This window comes from Myxococcus sp. MH1 (assembly GCF_059738865.1).
This window is the reverse complement of record NZ_AP026947.1, coordinates 4,368,617-4,385,863: the sequence shown is the minus strand read 5'-3', so window position 1 is coordinate 4,385,863 and position 17,247 is coordinate 4,368,617. Positions and strand designations below refer to the sequence as shown.

Below are 17,247 nucleotides of genomic sequence, written 5' to 3'. Positions count from 1 at the left end.
CGGCTACCACCACGCGGAGCAGCGCCCCGTGCTCGTGTTGCACAGCCGCAGCAGGAAGCGCTGGACGCCCGAGTACTCGCCGCTCCAGGCCGCGTTGAAGACGTAGCCGTCCGCGTAGAACTGGAGCCGGGTGCCGCTGGCGTGGCTGCTGGTGGACCACGTGCCCCGATAGACGCCACCGCCCATCGCCGTCCACGTCTTGCAGACGTTCGCCCGGCGGTTCCCGGGCGCGGTCAGCGTGGTGCAGGCCCGCGCCAGCTCCGGGGCGGCGTCGGGAGGCGCCTCGGGGACGGGTTGTGAACCGGCGACACCCGCCGCGGCGAGGATGCCTGCGAGGACCTGGAACATGGTGTGACGCTCCTGCCCGGGGCCCGTGCGGCCCACAGCGGGCTGTCGAGGGAGCGGCCAAGCTGCCTCCGGTCATGCATCGCGGCAACGAGCCCCGAAGGGACGGCCACGCGCCGACGCGTGACACCTGACTGCGGGACAGCTGCGCATGCGGGCGCGCGGGGACCGCCTCCGTCGCCCGGGAGGAGCGGACCGCCGCCGTATGTCATTGCCCCGCGTGTCATCCCGGCCCGGCGCACGCTTCGCGCCAACGCGCTCCGCCCGGTTTCTTCGAAAGCGCGGGGCCCGCGGCGTCGATTCCTCCCTGGCGGAAATCACGGGGTCCGGCCGCTTGCGCAGTCCCTCGGTGATCCGGGTCGTCATCACACCATGGGAAACCACGAGGTCTCTCCTACCCTCTACCACCCAGGGTCTGGAGGCGGCGCACGGGGCGTCACCATTCCGGACGGCACGCTCGCGCGCTCGTGGCCCAGGGCCCTCGACGCGGAATCGACCCGTGGGCGGGCGCCGGCCACCTCCCCACCGGCCATGCGAGCGCGTCGTCCACCCCACCCCTCTCGGCCCGGTGCGGGCGCGGCGTAGCATGAGCGAGTGAATGCGCGGGTGCCCTGTCTCGTCCTCGGAGGCAACGCCCCATCGGAGCCAATTGTCTCGTATATGATGCTTTGGTAGAGGACCGCCGCAGGCAGCACCCGCCTTTCTTCCCCGCCATCATGGTTTTTTCCGTCCACCACTGGGCCGCGTGGGCTCCTGGGCTTTTCGGGCAAGACGCCTGGAGGTCCTGGCTCTCCAAGCCCCATCCACTCCCGTCCGAGGGAACGCCTCCCCTGACGGAGATGCCGCCGATGATGCGCCGTCGGGTGGACAGGCTGGGCCGCATCGCGCTCCAGGCGGCGTACACGTGCCAGGCGGACGCCCCCGCGTGTCCCCTGGTGTTCGCGTCCCGGTATGGGGACATGGGCCGCTCGGTGGACCTGCTGGAGCAGCTCGCGAGGTCCACCCCGCTGTCGCCCACGTCCTTCAGCCTGTCGGTGCACAACGCCATCGGCGGGCTGTACTCCATCGCCCGGGGGGATTTGACGGCGCAGAGCGCGGTGGCCGCGGGCGCGGAGACGGTGGAGGCCGCCTTCGTGGAGGCGTGCGGGCTGCTCGGCGAGGGCGCTCCGGAGGTCGTCGTCATCGTCTACGACGAGCCCCGCCCCGCGCCCTTCCAGCACTTCCCGGAGCAGACGTCCCTGGCGCACGCCTGGGCCTGCAGCGTGAGGCCCGCGGGCGACGGCCCCCGCTTCCGGCTGTCCTGCGGCGCCGCGGAGGGTGTCCCTCCCGCGCCGACGCCGGAGGGGCTCCCGGAGGAGCTGTCCGTGCTGCGCTTCCTCGTCCTGGGCGACGCGCGCCTGGAGCGGGTCCTGGGCTCGCGCCTGTGGCGGTGGGAACGCGATGTCTGAGCGCCTCAACTACTACTGGCGCGTGTTCGCCACGGGCTTCTGCTTCGCCACCTTCGGGCTGGGCGGGCTGGCCCTGCGCATCTTCTTCTTCCCGCTGCTGTCGCTGCTGGTGCGCGACCGGCCCCGGCGCACGCGGCTGGCCCGGCTGGCGGTGCACCACTCGTTCCGCTTCTTCATCGAGCTGATGCGCGTGGTGGGCGTGCTGGCCTACCGCATCGAGGGCGTGGAGAAGCTCGCGCGCCCCGGCCTGCTCATCCTCGCCAACCACCCCACGCTCATCGACGTGGTGTTCCTCATCTCGCTGGTGCCCAACGCGGACTGCGTGGTGAAGGCGAGCCTGGCCAACAACCCCTTCACCCGGGGGCCCGTGGAGGCCACCGGCTACCTGTGCAACGACTCCGGCCCGGAGCTGGTCAAGGCGTGCATCGCGTCCGTGAAGGCGGGCAACAACCTCATCATCTTCCCCGAGGGCACCCGCACGCCGGTGACGGGGCCCATGAAGCTGCAGCGCGGCGCGGCCAACATCGCGGTGCGCGGGCCCTGTGACATCACCCCCGTCACCATCCGCTGCCAGCCGCTGAGCCTCACCAAGGGCCTGCCCTGGTGGCGCGTGCCCCCCTCGAAGATGAACTTCACCATCGTGGTCCAGGACGACCTCCAGGTCGCGTCCATGGTCGACGAAGCGCACGGAGAGGCGCTCGCGGCCCGCCATCTCACCGAGAGATTGCACGACTACTTCTCCACGGAGACACAACGTCATGCAGGTGCTTGAGCAGGAGATAAAGAAGCTGGTCATCGAGACCTTGAATCTCGAGGACGTCAAACCCGAGGACATCGACCCGGGTGCGCCGCTGTTCGTCGAGGGCCTGGGGCTGGACTCCATCGATGCCCTGGAGCTCGGCCTGGCGCTGCAGAAGACCTATGGCGTCGCCCTGGCGAGCGATTCCCAGGAGAACCGTCGTCACTTCGCCAGCGTGCGCGCCCTCGCGACCTTCGTGAGCGCCCACCGCAAGTCCTGAGCATCCACCATTCATTCGAGGGGGCCCTTATGCACCACATGACCAAGAACCAGCTCTTCGAGAACCTGCGCACGCTCCTGCAGGACACCTTCGACATCGACCCGGCGCGAATCACCCCCGAGGCCCGCCTCCGGGACGACCTGGACATCGACAGCATCGACGCGGTGGACCTGCTGGTGAAGCTCAAGCCCGTGACGGGCAAGCGCATCTCGCCGGAGGTCTTCAAGTCGGTCCGCACCATCCAGGACGTCGTCGACGCGCTGCACAGCCTGCTCGACGAATCCGTGGCGGCGTGAAGCACCTGCGTCCAGCGCTGCTCGGCGTGCTGAGCCTCGCGTACCCGCTCTTGATGTACAGCGGGCTGGGCCGGTTCGAGCCTCGCTGGATGGCGATACCCCTGGTGGTCATGGCCGTCCTGCGCGCCGTGGCCACGAAGGAGCGCGTGTGGCTCGTCACCGCCGCGCTCGCGCTCGTGCTCGCGGGCACCAGCATGCTGGGCAACCACGCCCTGCCGCTGAAGCTCTATCCGGTGCTCGTGAACTCGATGCTGCTCGCCGTCTTCGCCACCAGCCTGGTGTATCCGCCCACCGTCATCGAGCGGCTGGCGCGGCTGCGCGAGCCCCAGCTCCCGGCGTCGGGCGTGGCCTACACGCGGCGGGTGACGCAGGTGTGGTGCGGCTTCTTCGTCGTCAACGGCGGCATCGCGCTCGCCACGGCCCTGTGGGCGAGCGACGCCACGTGGGCGCTGTACAACGGGCTCATCTCCTACGGCCTGATGGGGCTGCTCTTCGCCGGCGAGTGGCTGGTGCGCCGACGCGTGAGGGCGGGCCACGTCCATGGCTGAGAGCGTCGCCCTCGAAGAGCTCCTCACCCACGGCCGCCCCTCCGACTTCCCGGTGGCGCTGCGGGACGGGCACGTGCTGGGGTTCGCGGCCTTCCAGGCCCGGGCCGCCGGCTGGCGCGCGGCCTTCGAGCGGCGCGAGGGTCGGCGCCTGGCGCTGTACTTCGAGGACACGTACGAGTTCGCCGCCGCGCTCCTGGGCGCCTGGCACGCGGGGAAGTGTGTCTACCTGCCGTCCGACCTCCAGCCCGCCACGCTGGAGCGGCTCGCGCGCGAGGTGGAGGGCTTCGCCGGACAGGTCCCCGCCTCGCTCTCCCCGCTCGTGCCCGAGGAGGCCCGGCGCTCCGACTGGAGGCCGCTGTCCTCGGGGGCGCGCTCGCTGGTGGTCTACACCTCCGGCTCCAGCGGCGAGCCCGCGGCCATCGACAAGCACCTGGGCCAGCTCACGCGCGAGGTCCACACGCTGGGCCGCCTCTTCGACGCGCGCGTCGGCGACGCCCGCGTGCTCGCCACCGTCTCGCATCAGCACATCTACGGGCTCTTGTTCCGGGTGCTCTGGCCGCTGACGGCGGGCCGGCCCTTCCTCGCGCGGAGCCTGCCGTATCCGGAGGAGCTGCTCGCGGAGCTGACGAAGGGCCCCTCCGTGCTCGTGGCCAGCCCCGCCCACCTCAAGCGGCTGCCCGGGACGCTGGCGTGGGAGGGCGCTCGCGGGAACCTTCGCGCGGTGTACTCGTCCGGAGGGCCGCTTCCCACCGAGGCGCTGCACGCGTGCCGGACGCTCCTGGGTCAGGCGCCGGTGGAGGTCTACGGCAGCTCGGAGACGGGCGGCATCGCGTGGAGACAGCGCTCGCGCGAGGACGACGCGGGCTGGACGCTGATGCCGGGCCTGGAGGTCCGCCTGGAGGACGACGCGCTCGCGGTCCGCTCCCCGCACCTGCCGGAGGACGGCTGGTTCCAGACCGAGGACCGGGCGCGGCTCCTGCCGGAGGGCTTCGAGCTGCTGGGGCGCAAGGACCGCCTGCTCAAGCTCGAGGAGAAGCGCGTGTCGCTGAGCGCCATGGAGCGAACGCTCGTGGCGGGCGGGCTCCTCACCGAGGCGCGCGTGGTGCCGCTGCAAGAGGGCCTGCGGGTGACGCTCGCGGTGGTGGCGGTGCCCACGGCCGCTGGCGGGAGGCTCCTCACGGAACAGGGCAAGCGCTCGCTGAACCAGGCCCTGCGGGAACAGCTGGCCCACGGCTTCGAGCCTGCTGTCCTTCCGCGTCGATTCCGGTATCTGGAGGCGATGCCAGTCAACAGCCAGGGCAAATCCACCGAGGCGGCACTCACCGCCCTCTTCGACTCCCGCAGGCCGCCCCTGCGCGTGCTCGAGCAGGGTCCGGAGAAGGCCGTGCTGAGCCTGGAGACGCCGGCGAGCCTGCCCCAGTTCAAGGGCCACTTCCCCCAGAAGGCCATCCTGCCCGGCGTGGCGCAGATTGAATGGGCCATCCAGTTCGCCCGCGAGCTGTTCACGCTGCCGCCCCACTTCCTGCGCATGGAGGTGGTGAAGTTCCAGCAGCTCATCGTCCCCAGGACGCAGGTGACGCTGGAGCTGACGTGGAGCGCGGCCAAGGGCAGCCTCCACTTCAAGTACACCTCCGAGGCCGGCACCCACGGGAGCGGCCGCATCCTGTTCACCGAGGTCCACGGATGAAGGTCTGCGCGGTGATTCCCGTCTACAACCACGGCGAGGCCGTGGGCGCGGTGGTGCACGCCGTGCGCTCGCATGGGCTGCCGTGCGTGCTGGTGGACGACGGCAGCGAGCCGGGCTGCGCGCGGGTGCTGGACTCGCTCGCGGCAAGCGACACGTCCGGTGTCTCCGTGGTGCGCCTGCCCCAGAACGAGGGCAAGGGCGGCGCGATGATGGCGGGCCTCAAGGCGGCCCAGGCCGCGGGCTACAGCCACGCGCTGCAGATCGACGCCGACGGTCAGCACGACACCGGCGACATCCCGCGCTTCCTGGAGCTGGCGAAGGGCGCGCCCGACAAGCTCGTCTGCGGCACGCCCGTGTACGACGAGTCGGTGCCCAAGGGCCGGCTGTACGGCCGCTACGCCACGCACATCTGGGTGTGGATCAACACGCTGTCCCTGGCCATCCGCGACTCGATGTGCGGCTTCCGCGTCTATCCGCTGGCGCCCACCGTGGCGCTCATCGACCAGGTGCGCATCGGCAAGCGGATGGACTTCGACGTGGAGGTGCTGGTGCGGCTGTACTGGCGGGGGATGGGCATCCTCAACCAGCCCACCCGCGTGCGCTACCCCACCGACGGCATCTCCCACTTCGACGTGCTCTGGGACAACGTGCGCATCTCCGGCATGCACGCGAAGCTGTTCTTCGGGATGCTGGCGCGGCTGCCGCTGCTCCTCTGGAGGAAGGTCTCCTCATGAGGGCGCGGCACTGGGCGGAGATGGGAGAGAGCACGTTCGTGCTCGGCATCTGGCTCCTGTACTGGGTCCACCGGCTCCTGGGCCGCTGGCCGTTCCGCCTGTGCCTGTACCCCGTCGTGTTCGTCCACTGGCTGTCGCGCCCCGTGGTCCGCGACGCGTCGCTGCAGTACCTCACGCGCGTCCAGGCGGCCACGGGCGCCATCGGCCACACCCCGGGCCGGAAGGACAGCCTCAAGCACCTGGTGACCTTCGCGGAGACGATGCTCGACAAGCTGCTCGCCGTCAGCGGCCGCTACCGCTTCGAGCAGGTCCGCACCGAGGGGCGCGAGCAGTTCTACGAGGTGGTGAAGCAGGGCAAGGGCGGCATCATCGTCACCGCGCACATGGGCTGCCTGGAGCTGTGCCGGGCCATGGCGGAGAAGCGCGGCGAGGTGAAGCTCCACATCCTGGTGCACACCCGCCACGCCGAGCAGTTCAACCGGCTGCTCAAGCGGCTCAACCCCGACAGCATGTTCCAACTGGTGGAGGTCACGGACATGGGGCCGGGCACCGCCGTCGCGCTGGAGAAGTACGTGGCGGCGGGCGAGTTCGTGGTGATTGCCGGGGACCGCGTGCCGGTGAACGCCAGCCAGACGGTGGACGTGGAGTTCCTGGGGCACCCGGCCGCCTTCCCCGTGGGGCCGTACGTGCTGGCCTCGCTGTTCAAGTGCCCGCTGTACCTCTTGGGCTGCATCCACGAGAACGGCGGCTACACCATCCACTTCGAGTGCCTGGCGGAGAAGGTCGAGCTGCCCAGAGGCAGGCGCGTGCCCGCGCTGACGGAGCACGCCAGGCGTTATGCCGGACAGGTGACGGCGCTGCTGAAGCGCTCACCGTTCGATTGGTTCAACTTCTTTCCCTTCTGGGATCAGGCGAATGTCTCCGCCAGGAATCAAGAGTGAGCGCGCGGTCCGGTTCGATGGGAGCCGGCTCGCCATCGAGGACGTGTCCGCGCTGTCGCGCCGCGAGCGCGAAGCCGAGCTGAGCACCGCCGCGGAGTTCCGGGGACGCATCACCCGGGGCGCGGAGTTCCTGGACCGGCTGCTGGCCGAGGACGGGCACATCTACGGGGTGACGACGGGGTACGGAGACTCGTGCACCGTCACCATCCCCCCGGAGCTGGTGGCCGAGCTGCCGCACCACCTCTACGCCTACCATGGCATCGGCGCGGGCCGCTTCCTCACCCCCGAGGAGACGCGCGCGGTGCTCGCGGCCCGGCTGGCGTCGCTGTCGCAGGGCGTGTCCGGCGTGGGCCTGGGGCTGCTCCACCAGTTGGAGCAGTTCCTGCGCCTGGACATCCTGCCGCTGATTCCGGCCGAGGGCTCGGTGGGCGCCAGCGGTGACCTGACGCCCCTGTCCTACGTGGCCGCCGCGCTGTGCGGTGAGCGCGAAGTCCTCCACCGGGGTGAGCGCCGTCCCGCAGCCGAGGTGCTGGCGAAGCACGGGCTCGTGCCCCTGAGGCTGCGCCCCAAGGAGGGGCTGGCCATCATGAACGGCACGGCGGTGATGACCGCCCTGGCCTGCCTCGCGTGGGAGCGCGCGGAGTACCTGAGCCGGCTGGCCACGCGGCTGACGGCCTTCAACGTGGTGGCGAGCGCCGGCAACGCGCACCACTTCGACGAGGCCCTGTTCGCCGTCAAGCCGCACGTGGGCCAGCAGCGCGTGGCCGCGAGGCTGCGGCAGGACCTGGCCACCGAGCGCCCCAGCCGCAACGAGCAGCGCCTGCAAGACCGCTACTCGCTGCGCTGCGCGCCCCACGTCATCGGCGTGCTCGAGGACGCCCTGCCCTTCTTCCGCGCGCAGATTGAGAACGAGCTCAACAGCGCCAACGACAACCCGCTCATCGACCCGGACAGCGAGCGGGTGCTGCACGGCGGGCACTTCTACGGCGGCCACATCGCCTTCGCCATGGACGGGCTGAAGAACGCGGTGGCCAACGTGGCGGACCTCTTGGACCGTCAGCTCGCGCTGCTGGTGGACACCCGCTACAACCACGGCCTGCCGTCCAACCTCTCCGGGGCCACGGGCCCGCGCGCGGCCATCAACCACGGCCTCAAGGCGGTGCAGATCAGCGTGTCCGCGTGGACGGCGGAGGCGCTCAAGCAGACGATGCCCGCGTCCGTCTTCTCCCGCTCCACCGAGTGCCACAACCAGGACAAGGTGAGCATGGGCACCATCGCCGCGCGCGACTGCCTGCGCGTCCTCGAGCTGTCCGAGCAGGTGGTGGCCGCCATGCTCATCGCGGCGCGTCAGGGAATCGCGCTGCGGCAACGCGTTGCTCAAGGTTTGAATCTCACGGCGTCTCTGGCGTCGATGCAGGCCGAGCTGGAGCAGCGAATCCCGTTGGTGGTGGAGGACCGCGCGATGGACCGTGAGCTGCAAGCGCTGCTGGGGGCCATCCGCGCCCGTGAGTGGAGGCTCTATGAAGCCTGACCTCAGCCACGAAATCGAGCTGACGCCGCCCTTCCATGACATCGACCTGATGGAGGTCGTCTGGCATGGCCACTACGTGAAGTACCTGGAGCTGGCGCGGTGCGCGCTCCTGGCGAAGTTCGACTACGACTACCCGCAGATGCTGGCGTCCGGCTACGCGTGGCCCGTGGTGGACATGCGGCTGAAGTACGTGCGCTCGGCGACGTACGGGAAGGCGCTCAGGATTCGCGCCGAAATCACCGAGTGGGAGAACCGGCTGCGCATCGACTACGTGCTGCGCGACGCGGCCACGGGCCAGAAGGTGAACCAGGCCCACACCATCCAGGTCGCCGTGTCCATCGCCACCAAGGAGATGCTGTACGTCTGTCCGCCGGTGCTCTGGCAGCGGCTGGGGGTGAAGCCCGAATGAAGCGCGTGCTCCTGCTCGTGGCGCTGCTCTGGGGAGCGGCGGCGAGCGCCCGTGACGTCGTGTCCCAGGTCCGCGAGCGGCTCGTGGATGTGCCGCTGCTGCGCGGCGACTTCGAGCAGAAGAAGACGGTCTCCGGCTTCAAGAAGCCGCTGGTGTCGCGCGGGGTCTTCCTCCTGTCGCGCGAACAGGGCGTGCTGTGGGACACGAAGGCGCCCTTCGCCTCCACCCTCACGCTGACGCGCAAGTCGCTGAGCGCCGAGCAGGGCACGGGCGCGGCGTCGTACCACCTGGACGCGAGCAAGGAGCCGGGGCTCGCCGCGGTGAACGAGGTGATGTTCGCGCTGCTGTCCGGCGACGTGAAGGCGCTCTCCAGGCGCTTCAAGGTCGAGGGGGAGCTGGTGGGCGCGGCGGGCTGGAAGCTGACGCTCACGCCCACGGACACGGGCCTGCAGCGCGTGTTCCGGAGCATCCACCTGGAGGGCGACCAGTACGTGCGGCGAGTGCAACTGGAGGAGGCCCGAGGCGACTCGAGCGTCATCCTCTTCGACAAGCTGAGCCAGACGCCTCCTCCCAGCGACGCGGAAGCCGGACGCCTTGCGAAATAAGTGGGCCATCCTGTGGCTGCTCGTGGTGCTCGTCGTGGGCGCGCACCAGGTCCGGTTCTGGCGCTCGGCGCGCCTGGACACGGATGTGCTGGCGCTGCTGCCCGAGGACGAGCAGGCCCCCGAGGTCGGCGCCGCCACGCGCAAGCTCGCCGACCAGGCCGGCCGTGAGCTGGTGATGCTGGTGGGCGCGGCGGACTGGGAGTCCGCTCAGCGCGCGGCGGACGTCGTCAAGGCGGAGCTGTCGCGCGAGGACTCGCCGCTGAAGGCCTCCGCGCTGGATGCGTCCTCGCTGGAGACGGCGCTGGAGCTGTACCGGCCCTATCGCGACAGGCTGCTCACCGCCTCGCAGCGCGAGTGGCTGGCGAAGGCGAGCCCGGAGGAGCTGGGCGGCACCGCGCTGATGAAGCTGTACCAGCCCGCGGGCCCCAAGCTGACGGACTGGGAGGCGGACCCGCTGGGACTGTGGCCCGACTGGTGGGCGGCGCGCGCATCGGAAAGCACCGCGCGTCCGCGGGATGGACGCCTGTGGTTGTCGGGCGAGGGGCGTGAGTGGGTGCTGCTCGCGTGGCACAGCCAGGTGTCCGCCTTCGCGCTGGGCGACGAGGGGAACATCACCTCCGCGGTGGCGCGAGCGCGCGCGACCATGGAGGCCCAGGTGCCCGGCAGCCGGATGGTGTCCGCGGGCGTGCCGCTGTACGCGGAGGCCGCCGCGTCCCAGGCCAGCTCGGAGATGTCCACCATCGGCATCGGCTCGCTCGCGGCGGTGCTGTTGCTCGTCTGGCTCACGTTCCGCTCGGTGCGGCCCATCGTCCTGGTCGGCGTGTCGCTGGCGCTCGGGTGCGCCGTGGCGCTGAGCGTCACGGCCCTGGTCTTCGAGCGGGTGCACCTGCTCACCCTGGTGTTCGGCTCCAGCCTGGTGGGCGTGGCGGAGGACTACGGCTTCCACTACTTCGCCGCGCGCCAGGGCAGGCCGCCCTCGGAGCGCTGGCCGCTGATGCGCGGCCTCCTGCCTGGCATGGTGCTGGCGCTCGCCACCAGCGTGGTGGCGTACCTGGCGCTGGGCGTGGCGCCCTTCCCCGGCCTGCGGCAGATGGCGCTCTTCTCCGCCACGGGCCTGGTCGCCGCGTTCCTCACCGTCGCGTGCTGGTTCCCCCTGCTGGACACGGGTGAGCTGCCGGTGACGTCCTTCGCCACCCGCTTCGGCGCGTCGCTGTCGCGCTGGCCGCGCTTCACGCACACGCCCGCGTGGTGGGTGGGCACGGCGGTGCTCGGCCTGTTCGTCGTCGGCGGCCTGTGGCGGCTGGGCACGCGCGACGACGTGCGCCAGCTCCAGAACGCGCCCGCGCACCTCATCTCCGACCAGCGCGAATTGGGGCGCCTGCTCGGCCTGCCCAGCCCCGCCCAGTTCTTCCTGGTGGGCGGTGACGACGCGGAGCAGGTACTGGAGCGGGAGGCCGCGCTCAAGGCGAAGCTGGACCCGCTCGTCATGCAGAAGGTGCTCTCGGGCTACCGCGCGGTGTCGGACTGGCTGCCCAGCATGGCGCGGCAGCGCGCGGACGCGGAGCTGAGCGCGCGCGCGGAGGCGCAGGCGGTGGCCGCGGTGGCCGAGGCCACGGGCGAGGCCCCCACGCGCGCCCGCTTCGCCGACGACGTGCTCACCCCCGAGCGGCTGTTGGCCAGCCCCGCCTCGGCGGCCATCCGCCAGCAGTGGCTGGGCCAGCTGGGCGACGGCCACTTCAGCATCGTCATGCTGCGCGGGCTCAATGACCCGTCCGTGCTGCCGCGCGTGGCCGATGCCGCACAGGGGCTGGAGGGCGTGCGCTGGGTGGACAAGACGCGGGAGATCTCCAGCCTGCTGGAGCGCTACCGCCGGCTCATGGGCGGGCTCATCGTGCTGGGCTACGTCGCGGTGCTGCTGCTGCTCGTCGCGCGCTTCGGCCGACAGGCCTGGCGGGCGTGGGTGCCCACCGCGCTGGGGACACTGGTGACGCTGGCCTGCTTCGGCTGGGTCGGCGAGCCGCTCCAGCTCTTCACGGTGCTCGGCTTCATGCTCCTTTTGGGCATGGGCGTGGACTACGGCATCTTCATGCTGGAGCACCCCGGGGACAACTCCGCCTGGCTCGCGGTGGCGCTGGCGGGCGTGAGCACCCTGCTCTCCTTCGGACTCCTGGGACTCTCCGCCACGCCGGCGCTGCGCTCCTTCGGACTCACCATGTTGTTGGGCGAAGTCACCATCTGGGTGCTCACGCCCTGTTGCAGACTGCCATCAGGCAAGGACGTGTCGTGAAGATCGAAAAAACGGAAGTCGTCATCATCGGGGCGGGTCCGTCGGGTTCAGTGGCGGCGGGCATCCTGCGCAAACAAGGCCGTCAGGTGTTGATCCTGGAGCGCGAGGAATTCCCCCGCTTCTCCATCGGAGAGAGCCTGTTGCCGCAGAGCATGCAGTACATCGAGGAAGCGGGGATGCTCCGCGACGTCGTGGAGGCGGGCTTCCAGTACAAGAACGGCGCGTCCTTCGTACGCGGCGACAAGTACACCGACTTCGACTTCCGCGAGAAGTTCTCCCAGGGCTGGGGCACCACGTACCAGGTGCAGCGCGCACAATTCGACCACGTGCTGGCGCTCGCCGCCGAGCGCATGGGCGCCACGCTGCGCTTCCGCCACACCGTGGAGTCCGTGGACGTCTCCGGCCCCACGCCGGAGCTGACGGCGCGCGGCCCCGACGGTGAGCCCTACCGCGTCCAGGCCCGCTTCCTGCTCGACGCCAGCGGCTTCGGCCGCGTGCTGCCCCGCCTCCTGTCGCTGGAGACGCCGTCCAACTTCCCGGTGCGCGGCGCGCTCTTCACGCACGTGGAGGACCGCGTCGCGCCGGGCACGTTCGACCGCAGCAAGATCCGCATCACCGTGCACCCCCAGCACGTGCACGTCTGGTACTGGACCATCCCCTTCTCCAACGGGCGCTGCTCGCTGGGCGTGGTGGCCAGGCGCGAGTACCTGGAGCAGTTCAAGGGCACGGAGACCGAGCGGCTCAAGGCCATCGTCGCCGAGGACCCTTCGCTGTCCGGCCTCCTGAAGGACGCCGTCTGGGACACGCCCGCGCGCGCCATCACCGGCTACGCGGCCAACGTGAAGTCGCTGTGGGGCAACGGCTTCGCGCTGCTCGGCAACGCGGGCGAGTTCCTGGACCCCGTCTTCTCCTCGGGCGTCACCATCGCCGTGACGTCCGCGAGCCTGGCGGCGAAGTGCATCGCCCGGGAGTTCGCGGGTGAGAAGGTCGACTGGGAGGCCGACTACGCGGTGCCCCTCAAGGGCGGCGTGGACACGTTCCGCACCTTCGTCGAGTCCTGGTACCAGGGCGGCTTCCAGGACGTCATCTTCCACCCCAACGCCTCGCCCGAGGTGCGCAAGATGATCTCCGCCATCCTCGCCGGCTACGCGTGGGACAAGGAGAACCCCTTCGTGGCCGACAGCAAGCGCCGGCTCGGCGTGCTCGAGAAGCTGTGCGCGGCCTGAGCGCCACCCTCGCCCTGGTGGGGCTCGCCTCCTGCGTCACCCCGGCCCCGCGCCGGGGCGCGCCGGAGGTGGCCTTGCCCGCGCTCGCCCTGCCGCCGGCCTCGCTCGGCGCCAGCGTCAGCCTGACGCAGCGGCTGAGCTTCGCCCACGCGCTGGACCCGGGCGGCCCGCGCTCGCTGGAGGCCCTGCTGGAGGTCGACCCGGCGGCGCTGCGCCTGGCCGGCTTCGCGCTGGGCCAGCGGGTCTTCACCATGGAGTGGGACGGTGAGCGGCTGGAGGAGCAGCGGGACGCGCGGGTGCCCGAGCAGTTCCAGGCTCGGACGGTGCTGCGCGACATCCAGTGGGTCTACTGGCCCGCCCCCGCGGTGCGGGATGCGCTGCCGCCAGGATGGACGCTCGAGGACGCCCCGGGCCAGCGGGTCCTGCGGTATGGAGACAAGGAGTGGATGTCGGTGCGCTATGGTGGAGAGCCCCGCTGGAAGGGCCGCGCGGAGCTGGTCAACGCGGCGGAACACTACCGGCTGACCATCGACTCCCAACCCACGGAGGAGTGAGCCCGTGACGCCGCCCGTCTTCCTCAACCACCTCGGCGTGGTGTGCGCCCTGGGCCATGGCACCACCGAGGTGGCCCAGGCCCTCTTCGGCACCCAGCCGACGGGCGTGGCCCCCAGCCCCGACTTCGCCTCCCGCGTGCTGCACGTGGGGCAGGTCACCTCGCCGCTCGTGGCCACGGACGCGCTGCCGGTGCACCTGCGAAGCCGCAACAACGCGCTCCTGCTCACCGCGCTCGCCCAGGTGCGTCCCGCCGTGGATGAGGCCCTGCTGCGCTACGGGCCCCAGCGCGTGGCCGTGGTCCTGGGCACCAGCACCTCCGGCATCGGCGAGAGCGAGGCCGCCATCAAGGTCCGCGAGGCCACGGGCGAGCTGCCCGCGCACTTCGACGTGCGACAACAGGAATTGGGCTCGCCCGCGCTGGCACTCAACCACGTGCTCGGGGTGAACGGGCCGTCGTTCGTCATCTCCACCGCGTGCTCGTCCAGCGCCAAGTCCCTGGCCACCGCGGCCCGGCTCCTGCGCTCGGGAATCGCCGACGCGGTCATCACCGGCGGCGCGGACGCGCTGTGCGCCTTCACCGTGGCGGGCTTCGCCTCGCTCGACTCGGTGAGCGAGGCCCGGTGCAACCCGATGAGCGTCCACCGCCGGGGCATCAACATCGGGGAAGGCGCGGCGCTGTTCCTGATGACGCGCGAGCCGGGGCCCGTGCGGCTCGCGGGCTGGGGCGAGTCCTCCGACGCTCACCACCTCTCCGCACCCGAGCCCGGGGGACGGGGCGCCCTGGTCGCCATGCGGACGGCGATGGAGCGCGCGGGCGTGACGGCGGCCGACGTGGGCTACGTCAACCTCCACGGCACGGCGACGCCGCAGAACGACGCCATGGAGAGCCGCGCGGTGGCCTCGCTCCTGGGGCAGGCCGTGCCGTGCAGCTCCACCAAGCCGCTCACCGGGCACACGCTGGGGGCCGCGGGCGCGCTGGAGGCGGCCCTGTGCTGGCTGACGCTCACCGACGCCCACGGGCGGCTTCCGCCCCACTGGTGGGACGGCGAGGCGGACCCGGAGCTGCCCGCGCTGGCGCTGGTGAAGCCGGGAACGGCGCTGGGGCGCCCGCCGCGCTATGTCCTGAGCAACTCCTTCGCCTTCGGCGGCAGCAACGCCGCGCTTCTGTTGGGGACGGCCTGATGCGCACGCCCATTGCCTTCGACATCTCGGAGATTGTCCCCCACGCCGACCGCATGCGGCTGATAGACAGGGCGGTGGAAGGCGACGAGGAGGGCCTGGTGGCCGAGGTGACGCTGCGCGAGGACTGCCTCTTCCAGGAAGGGGGCGAGGTGGGCGGCTGGGTGGGCATCGAGTTCATGGCCCAGGCCATCGCCGCCTACGCCGGCTGGCGGCAGCGGCTGCAGGGACAGCCCCAGCGGATGGGCTTCCTCCTGGGCACGCGCAAGTACGAGTGCAGCCGCCCGTCGTTCAAGGTGGGCGAGCACCTTCGCATCGAGGTCCGCCGACAATTCTGGACGGACGAGGGCATGAGCCAGTTCGACTGCACCCTGGGCGTGGGCGGGGAGACGGTGGCCACCGCGGCGCTGACGGTGTTCCAGCCGCCGGCCTCGGTGGACCTGACGAAGGTGGGCAAGGATGAGTGAGAAGACGGTACTGGTGACGGGCTCCAGCCGGGGCATCGGCCGCGCCATTGCCCTGCGGCTGGCGCGCGACGGCTTCGACGTCGTGGTGCACTGCCGCGCCAAGGTGGAGGAGGCGGAGGCGGTGGCCGCGGGCGTGCGCGAGCTGGGCCGCGCGTCGCGGGTGCTGCGCTTCGACGTGGCCGACCGCGCCGACACGGAGAAGGTGCTGCTCGCGGACATCGAGGCCCACGGCTGCTACTACGGCGTGGTGTGCAACGCGGGCATCGCCCGGGACAACGCCTTCCCCGCCATGCCCGCGGAGGACTGGGACGCGGTCATCCACACCAACCTGGACGCGTTCTACAACGTGCTCAACCCGCTGAGCATGCCGCTGGTGCGCAGGCGCAAGCCCGGGCGCATCGTCACGCTGTCCTCGGTGTCCGGCCTCATGGGCAACCGGGGCCAGGTGAACTACAGCGCGGCGAAGGCGGGCATCATCGGCGCCACGAAGGCGCTGGCGGTGGAGCTGGCCAGCCGTGGAATCACGGTGAATTGCGTGGCGCCGGGCCTCATCGACACGGAGATGGTGGAGCCGCACGTCGTCGAGGAGGCGCTGAAGATGATTCCGGCGAAGCGGCTGGGCAGGCCCGAGGAGGTCGCCGCCGCGGTGAGCTTCCTGATGAGCGAGGACGCCGCGTACGTCACGCGGCAGGTCATCTCCGTGAATGGAGGGCTGCTGGGATGAAGCGGGTCGTCGTCACGGGCGTGGGCGCGCTGAGCCCCCTGGGCCATGACTGGCCGCAGGTGGAGGCCCGGCTCAGGTCGCTGCGCAATGCCGTGCAGGTCATCGAGGACTGGAAGCAGTACGAGGGGCTCAACACCCAGGTGGGCGCGCCCACCGCGCCGTTCGAGCTGCCGCCGCAGACCTACTCGCGCAAGACGATGCGCGGCATGGGCCGGGTGGCGCTGCTGGCCACGCGCGCCAGTGAGCTGGCGCTCGTCGACGCGGGGCTCCTGGGCGACGCGCTGCTCTCCAGCGGGAGGATGGGCGTGTCGTACGGCTCGTCCACCGGCTCGCCGCCGAGCATCGGCGACTTCGGCCGGATGCTGATGAACAAGAGCACCGAGGGCATCACCGCCACGTCCTACGTGCGCTCCATGTCCCATACGGCCGCCGTCAACATCGGCGTCTTCTTCGGGCTCACCGGGCGCATCATCACCACGTCGAGCGCGTGCACGTCCGGCAGCCAGGGCATCGGCTACGCGTACGAGGCCATCAAGATGGGCCGGCAGGTGGCCATGCTCGCCGGAGGCGCCGAGGAGCTGGATGCCACCGGCGCCGCCGTGTTCGACACCCTGTTCGCCACCAGCACGAAGAGCAACGGCACCCCGGAGCTGACGCCCCGCCCCTTCCACGCCCAGCGCGACGGCCTGGTGCTCGGCGAGGGCGCGTGCACGCTGGTGCTGGAGGAGCTGGAGCACGCCCGGGCCCGGGGCGCGCGCATCTACGCGGAGCTCATCGGCTACGGGACCAACAGCGACGGGCGCCACATCACCCAGCCGCACTCGGAGACCATGGCCCTGGCGATGCGACTGGCCCTGGAGGACGCGGGCGTGGAGCCGGGCGCGGTGGCCTACGTCAACGCGCACGGCACCGCCACCGACACGGGCGACGTGGCGGAGAGCGTGGCCACGAACCAGGTCTTCGGCGAGCGGATGCCCATCTCGTCCCTCAAGAGCTACATGGGACACACGCTGGGCGCCTGCGGCGCGCTGGAGGCGTGGATGACGGTGGAGATGATGCGCTCGGAGTGGTTCGCCCCCACGCTCCATCTGGATGAAGCGTCGGTGGATCCCCGCTGCGCCCCGCTGGACTACGTGACGGGAAATGGCCGAAGGATCCAGGCCGACGTCGTCATGTCGAACAACTTCGCCTTCGGTGGCATCAACACCTCGTTGATCTTCCGCCGGTGGCAGTGACGGAGAACTCC

The 17,247-nt window shown here is 71.0% G+C and carries 19 protein-coding genes; 18 read left to right on the top strand and 1 reads right to left on the bottom strand.

Annotation, left to right across the window (positions count from 1 at the left end):
- Positions 1-3 precede the first annotated feature (3 nt).
- A complete protein-coding gene (locus tag AC6JA9_RS17665) occupies positions 4-348 on the bottom strand; it encodes a hypothetical protein (RefSeq protein ID WP_267696622.1) in 345 nt (114 codons plus the stop codon).
- 713 nt (positions 349-1,061) lie between these two features.
- Between AC6JA9_RS17665 and AC6JA9_RS17660 the strand changes: the two genes are divergently transcribed.
- The 18 genes from AC6JA9_RS17660 to AC6JA9_RS17575 are packed head-to-tail and all read left to right on the top strand — an operon-like array spanning position 1,062 to position 17,236.
- Entirely contained in the window at positions 1,062-1,793 is a 732-nt protein-coding gene (locus tag AC6JA9_RS17660) for a beta-ketoacyl synthase chain length factor (RefSeq protein WP_223750170.1), read from the top strand.
- Positions 1,786-2,565, top strand: a complete 780-nt coding sequence (locus AC6JA9_RS17655) for a lysophospholipid acyltransferase family protein (RefSeq protein ID WP_223750171.1) — start codon at positions 1,786-1,788, stop codon at positions 2,563-2,565. Before AC6JA9_RS17660 ends, AC6JA9_RS17655 begins: the two co-directional genes overlap by 8 nt.
- A complete protein-coding gene (locus tag AC6JA9_RS17650; RefSeq protein ID WP_046713101.1) occupies positions 2,552-2,812 on the top strand; it encodes a phosphopantetheine-binding protein in 261 nt (86 codons plus the stop codon). The genes AC6JA9_RS17655 and AC6JA9_RS17650 overlap by 14 nt, the downstream gene beginning before the upstream one ends.
- A 29-nt stretch (positions 2,813-2,841) precedes the next feature.
- A complete protein-coding gene (locus AC6JA9_RS17645; protein WP_223750172.1) occupies positions 2,842-3,108 on the top strand; it encodes an acyl carrier protein in 267 nt (88 codons plus the stop codon).
- The gene (locus AC6JA9_RS17640) at positions 3,105-3,656 is read left to right on the top strand and encodes a COG4648 family protein (protein WP_223750173.1); all 552 of its coding nucleotides are present in this window, start codon (positions 3,105-3,107) and stop codon (positions 3,654-3,656) included. The genes AC6JA9_RS17645 and AC6JA9_RS17640 overlap by 4 nt, the downstream gene beginning before the upstream one ends.
- The gene (locus AC6JA9_RS17635; protein WP_497960233.1) at positions 3,649-5,343 is read left to right on the top strand and encodes an ApeI family dehydratase; all 1,695 of its coding nucleotides are present in this window, start codon (positions 3,649-3,651) and stop codon (positions 5,341-5,343) included. Before AC6JA9_RS17640 ends, AC6JA9_RS17635 begins: the two co-directional genes overlap by 8 nt.
- On the top strand, positions 5,340-6,077 hold the full coding sequence (locus AC6JA9_RS17630) for a glycosyltransferase family 2 protein (protein ID WP_223750175.1): 738 nt from the start codon (positions 5,340-5,342) through the stop codon (positions 6,075-6,077). Before AC6JA9_RS17635 ends, AC6JA9_RS17630 begins: the two co-directional genes overlap by 4 nt.
- Entirely contained in the window at positions 6,074-7,018 is a 945-nt protein-coding gene (locus AC6JA9_RS17625) for a lysophospholipid acyltransferase family protein (protein WP_223750176.1), read from the top strand. The genes AC6JA9_RS17630 and AC6JA9_RS17625 overlap by 4 nt, the downstream gene beginning before the upstream one ends.
- Positions 6,993-8,549, top strand: a complete 1,557-nt coding sequence (locus AC6JA9_RS17620; protein WP_497960231.1) for an HAL/PAL/TAL family ammonia-lyase — start codon at positions 6,993-6,995, stop codon at positions 8,547-8,549. The genes AC6JA9_RS17625 and AC6JA9_RS17620 overlap by 26 nt, the downstream gene beginning before the upstream one ends.
- A complete protein-coding gene (locus AC6JA9_RS17615; protein WP_046713096.1) occupies positions 8,539-8,958 on the top strand; it encodes an acyl-CoA thioesterase in 420 nt (139 codons plus the stop codon). Before AC6JA9_RS17620 ends, AC6JA9_RS17615 begins: the two co-directional genes overlap by 11 nt.
- Entirely contained in the window at positions 8,955-9,563 is a 609-nt protein-coding gene (locus AC6JA9_RS17610; RefSeq protein WP_497960230.1) for a LolA family protein, read from the top strand. The genes AC6JA9_RS17615 and AC6JA9_RS17610 overlap by 4 nt, the downstream gene beginning before the upstream one ends.
- Complete coding sequence (locus AC6JA9_RS17605) at positions 9,553-11,850, top strand: MMPL family transporter (protein ID WP_223784759.1); 2,298 nt, start codon at positions 9,553-9,555, stop codon at positions 11,848-11,850. The genes AC6JA9_RS17610 and AC6JA9_RS17605 overlap by 11 nt, the downstream gene beginning before the upstream one ends.
- Positions 11,847-13,076, top strand: coding sequence for an NAD(P)/FAD-dependent oxidoreductase (locus AC6JA9_RS17600; RefSeq protein WP_497960229.1), 1,230 nt, complete (start codon positions 11,847-11,849; stop codon positions 13,074-13,076). Before AC6JA9_RS17605 ends, AC6JA9_RS17600 begins: the two co-directional genes overlap by 4 nt.
- Positions 13,064-13,630 carry a DUF3261 domain-containing protein gene (locus AC6JA9_RS17595; RefSeq protein ID WP_408890755.1) on the top strand — a complete coding sequence of 189 codons (567 nt, stop codon included), beginning with the start codon at positions 13,064-13,066 and terminating at the stop codon, positions 13,628-13,630. The genes AC6JA9_RS17600 and AC6JA9_RS17595 overlap by 13 nt, the downstream gene beginning before the upstream one ends.
- A gap of 4 nt (positions 13,631-13,634) precedes the next feature.
- The gene (locus AC6JA9_RS17590; RefSeq protein ID WP_223750182.1) at positions 13,635-14,813 is read left to right on the top strand and encodes a beta-ketoacyl-ACP synthase; all 1,179 of its coding nucleotides are present in this window, start codon (positions 13,635-13,637) and stop codon (positions 14,811-14,813) included.
- The gene (locus tag AC6JA9_RS17585; protein WP_141325833.1) at positions 14,813-15,277 is read left to right on the top strand and encodes a hotdog family protein; all 465 of its coding nucleotides are present in this window, start codon (positions 14,813-14,815) and stop codon (positions 15,275-15,277) included. Before AC6JA9_RS17590 ends, AC6JA9_RS17585 begins: the two co-directional genes overlap by 1 nt.
- Positions 15,270-16,001 carry a 3-oxoacyl-ACP reductase FabG gene (fabG, locus tag AC6JA9_RS17580; protein ID WP_223750183.1) on the top strand — a complete coding sequence of 244 codons (732 nt, stop codon included), beginning with the start codon at positions 15,270-15,272 and terminating at the stop codon, positions 15,999-16,001. The genes AC6JA9_RS17585 and fabG overlap by 8 nt, the downstream gene beginning before the upstream one ends.
- Positions 15,998-17,236, top strand: coding sequence for a beta-ketoacyl-ACP synthase (locus tag AC6JA9_RS17575; protein ID WP_141325835.1), 1,239 nt, complete (start codon positions 15,998-16,000; stop codon positions 17,234-17,236). The genes fabG and AC6JA9_RS17575 overlap by 4 nt, the downstream gene beginning before the upstream one ends.
- Positions 17,237-17,247: the final 11 nt, after the last annotated feature.

Bases quoted from the DNA above. Each gene is read 5' to 3' on its own strand.
- AC6JA9_RS17665 (WP_267696622.1), bottom strand. From the start codon at position 348: ATGTTCCAGGTCCTCGCAGGCATCCTCGCCGCGGCGGGTGTCGCCGGT.
- AC6JA9_RS17660 (WP_223750170.1), top strand. From the start codon at position 1,062: ATGGTTTTTTCCGTCCACCACTGGGCCGCGTGGGCTCCTGGGCTTTTC.
- AC6JA9_RS17655 (WP_223750171.1), top strand. From the start codon at position 1,786: ATGTCTGAGCGCCTCAACTACTACTGGCGCGTGTTCGCCACGGGCTTC.
- AC6JA9_RS17650 (WP_046713101.1), top strand. From the start codon at position 2,552: ATGCAGGTGCTTGAGCAGGAGATAAAGAAGCTGGTCATCGAGACCTTG.
- AC6JA9_RS17645 (WP_223750172.1), top strand. From the start codon at position 2,842: ATGCACCACATGACCAAGAACCAGCTCTTCGAGAACCTGCGCACGCTC.
- AC6JA9_RS17635 (WP_497960233.1), top strand. From the start codon at position 3,649: ATGGCTGAGAGCGTCGCCCTCGAAGAGCTCCTCACCCACGGCCGCCCC.
- AC6JA9_RS17630 (WP_223750175.1), top strand. From the start codon at position 5,340: ATGAAGGTCTGCGCGGTGATTCCCGTCTACAACCACGGCGAGGCCGTG.
- AC6JA9_RS17625 (WP_223750176.1), top strand. From the start codon at position 6,074: ATGAGGGCGCGGCACTGGGCGGAGATGGGAGAGAGCACGTTCGTGCTC.
- AC6JA9_RS17620 (WP_497960231.1), top strand. From the start codon at position 6,993: ATGTCTCCGCCAGGAATCAAGAGTGAGCGCGCGGTCCGGTTCGATGGG.
- AC6JA9_RS17615 (WP_046713096.1), top strand. From the start codon at position 8,539: ATGAAGCCTGACCTCAGCCACGAAATCGAGCTGACGCCGCCCTTCCAT.
- AC6JA9_RS17610 (WP_497960230.1), top strand. From the start codon at position 8,955: ATGAAGCGCGTGCTCCTGCTCGTGGCGCTGCTCTGGGGAGCGGCGGCG.
- AC6JA9_RS17585 (WP_141325833.1), top strand. From the start codon at position 14,813: ATGCGCACGCCCATTGCCTTCGACATCTCGGAGATTGTCCCCCACGCC.
- fabG (WP_223750183.1), top strand. From the start codon at position 15,270: ATGAGTGAGAAGACGGTACTGGTGACGGGCTCCAGCCGGGGCATCGGC.
- AC6JA9_RS17575 (WP_141325835.1), top strand. From the start codon at position 15,998: ATGAAGCGGGTCGTCGTCACGGGCGTGGGCGCGCTGAGCCCCCTGGGC.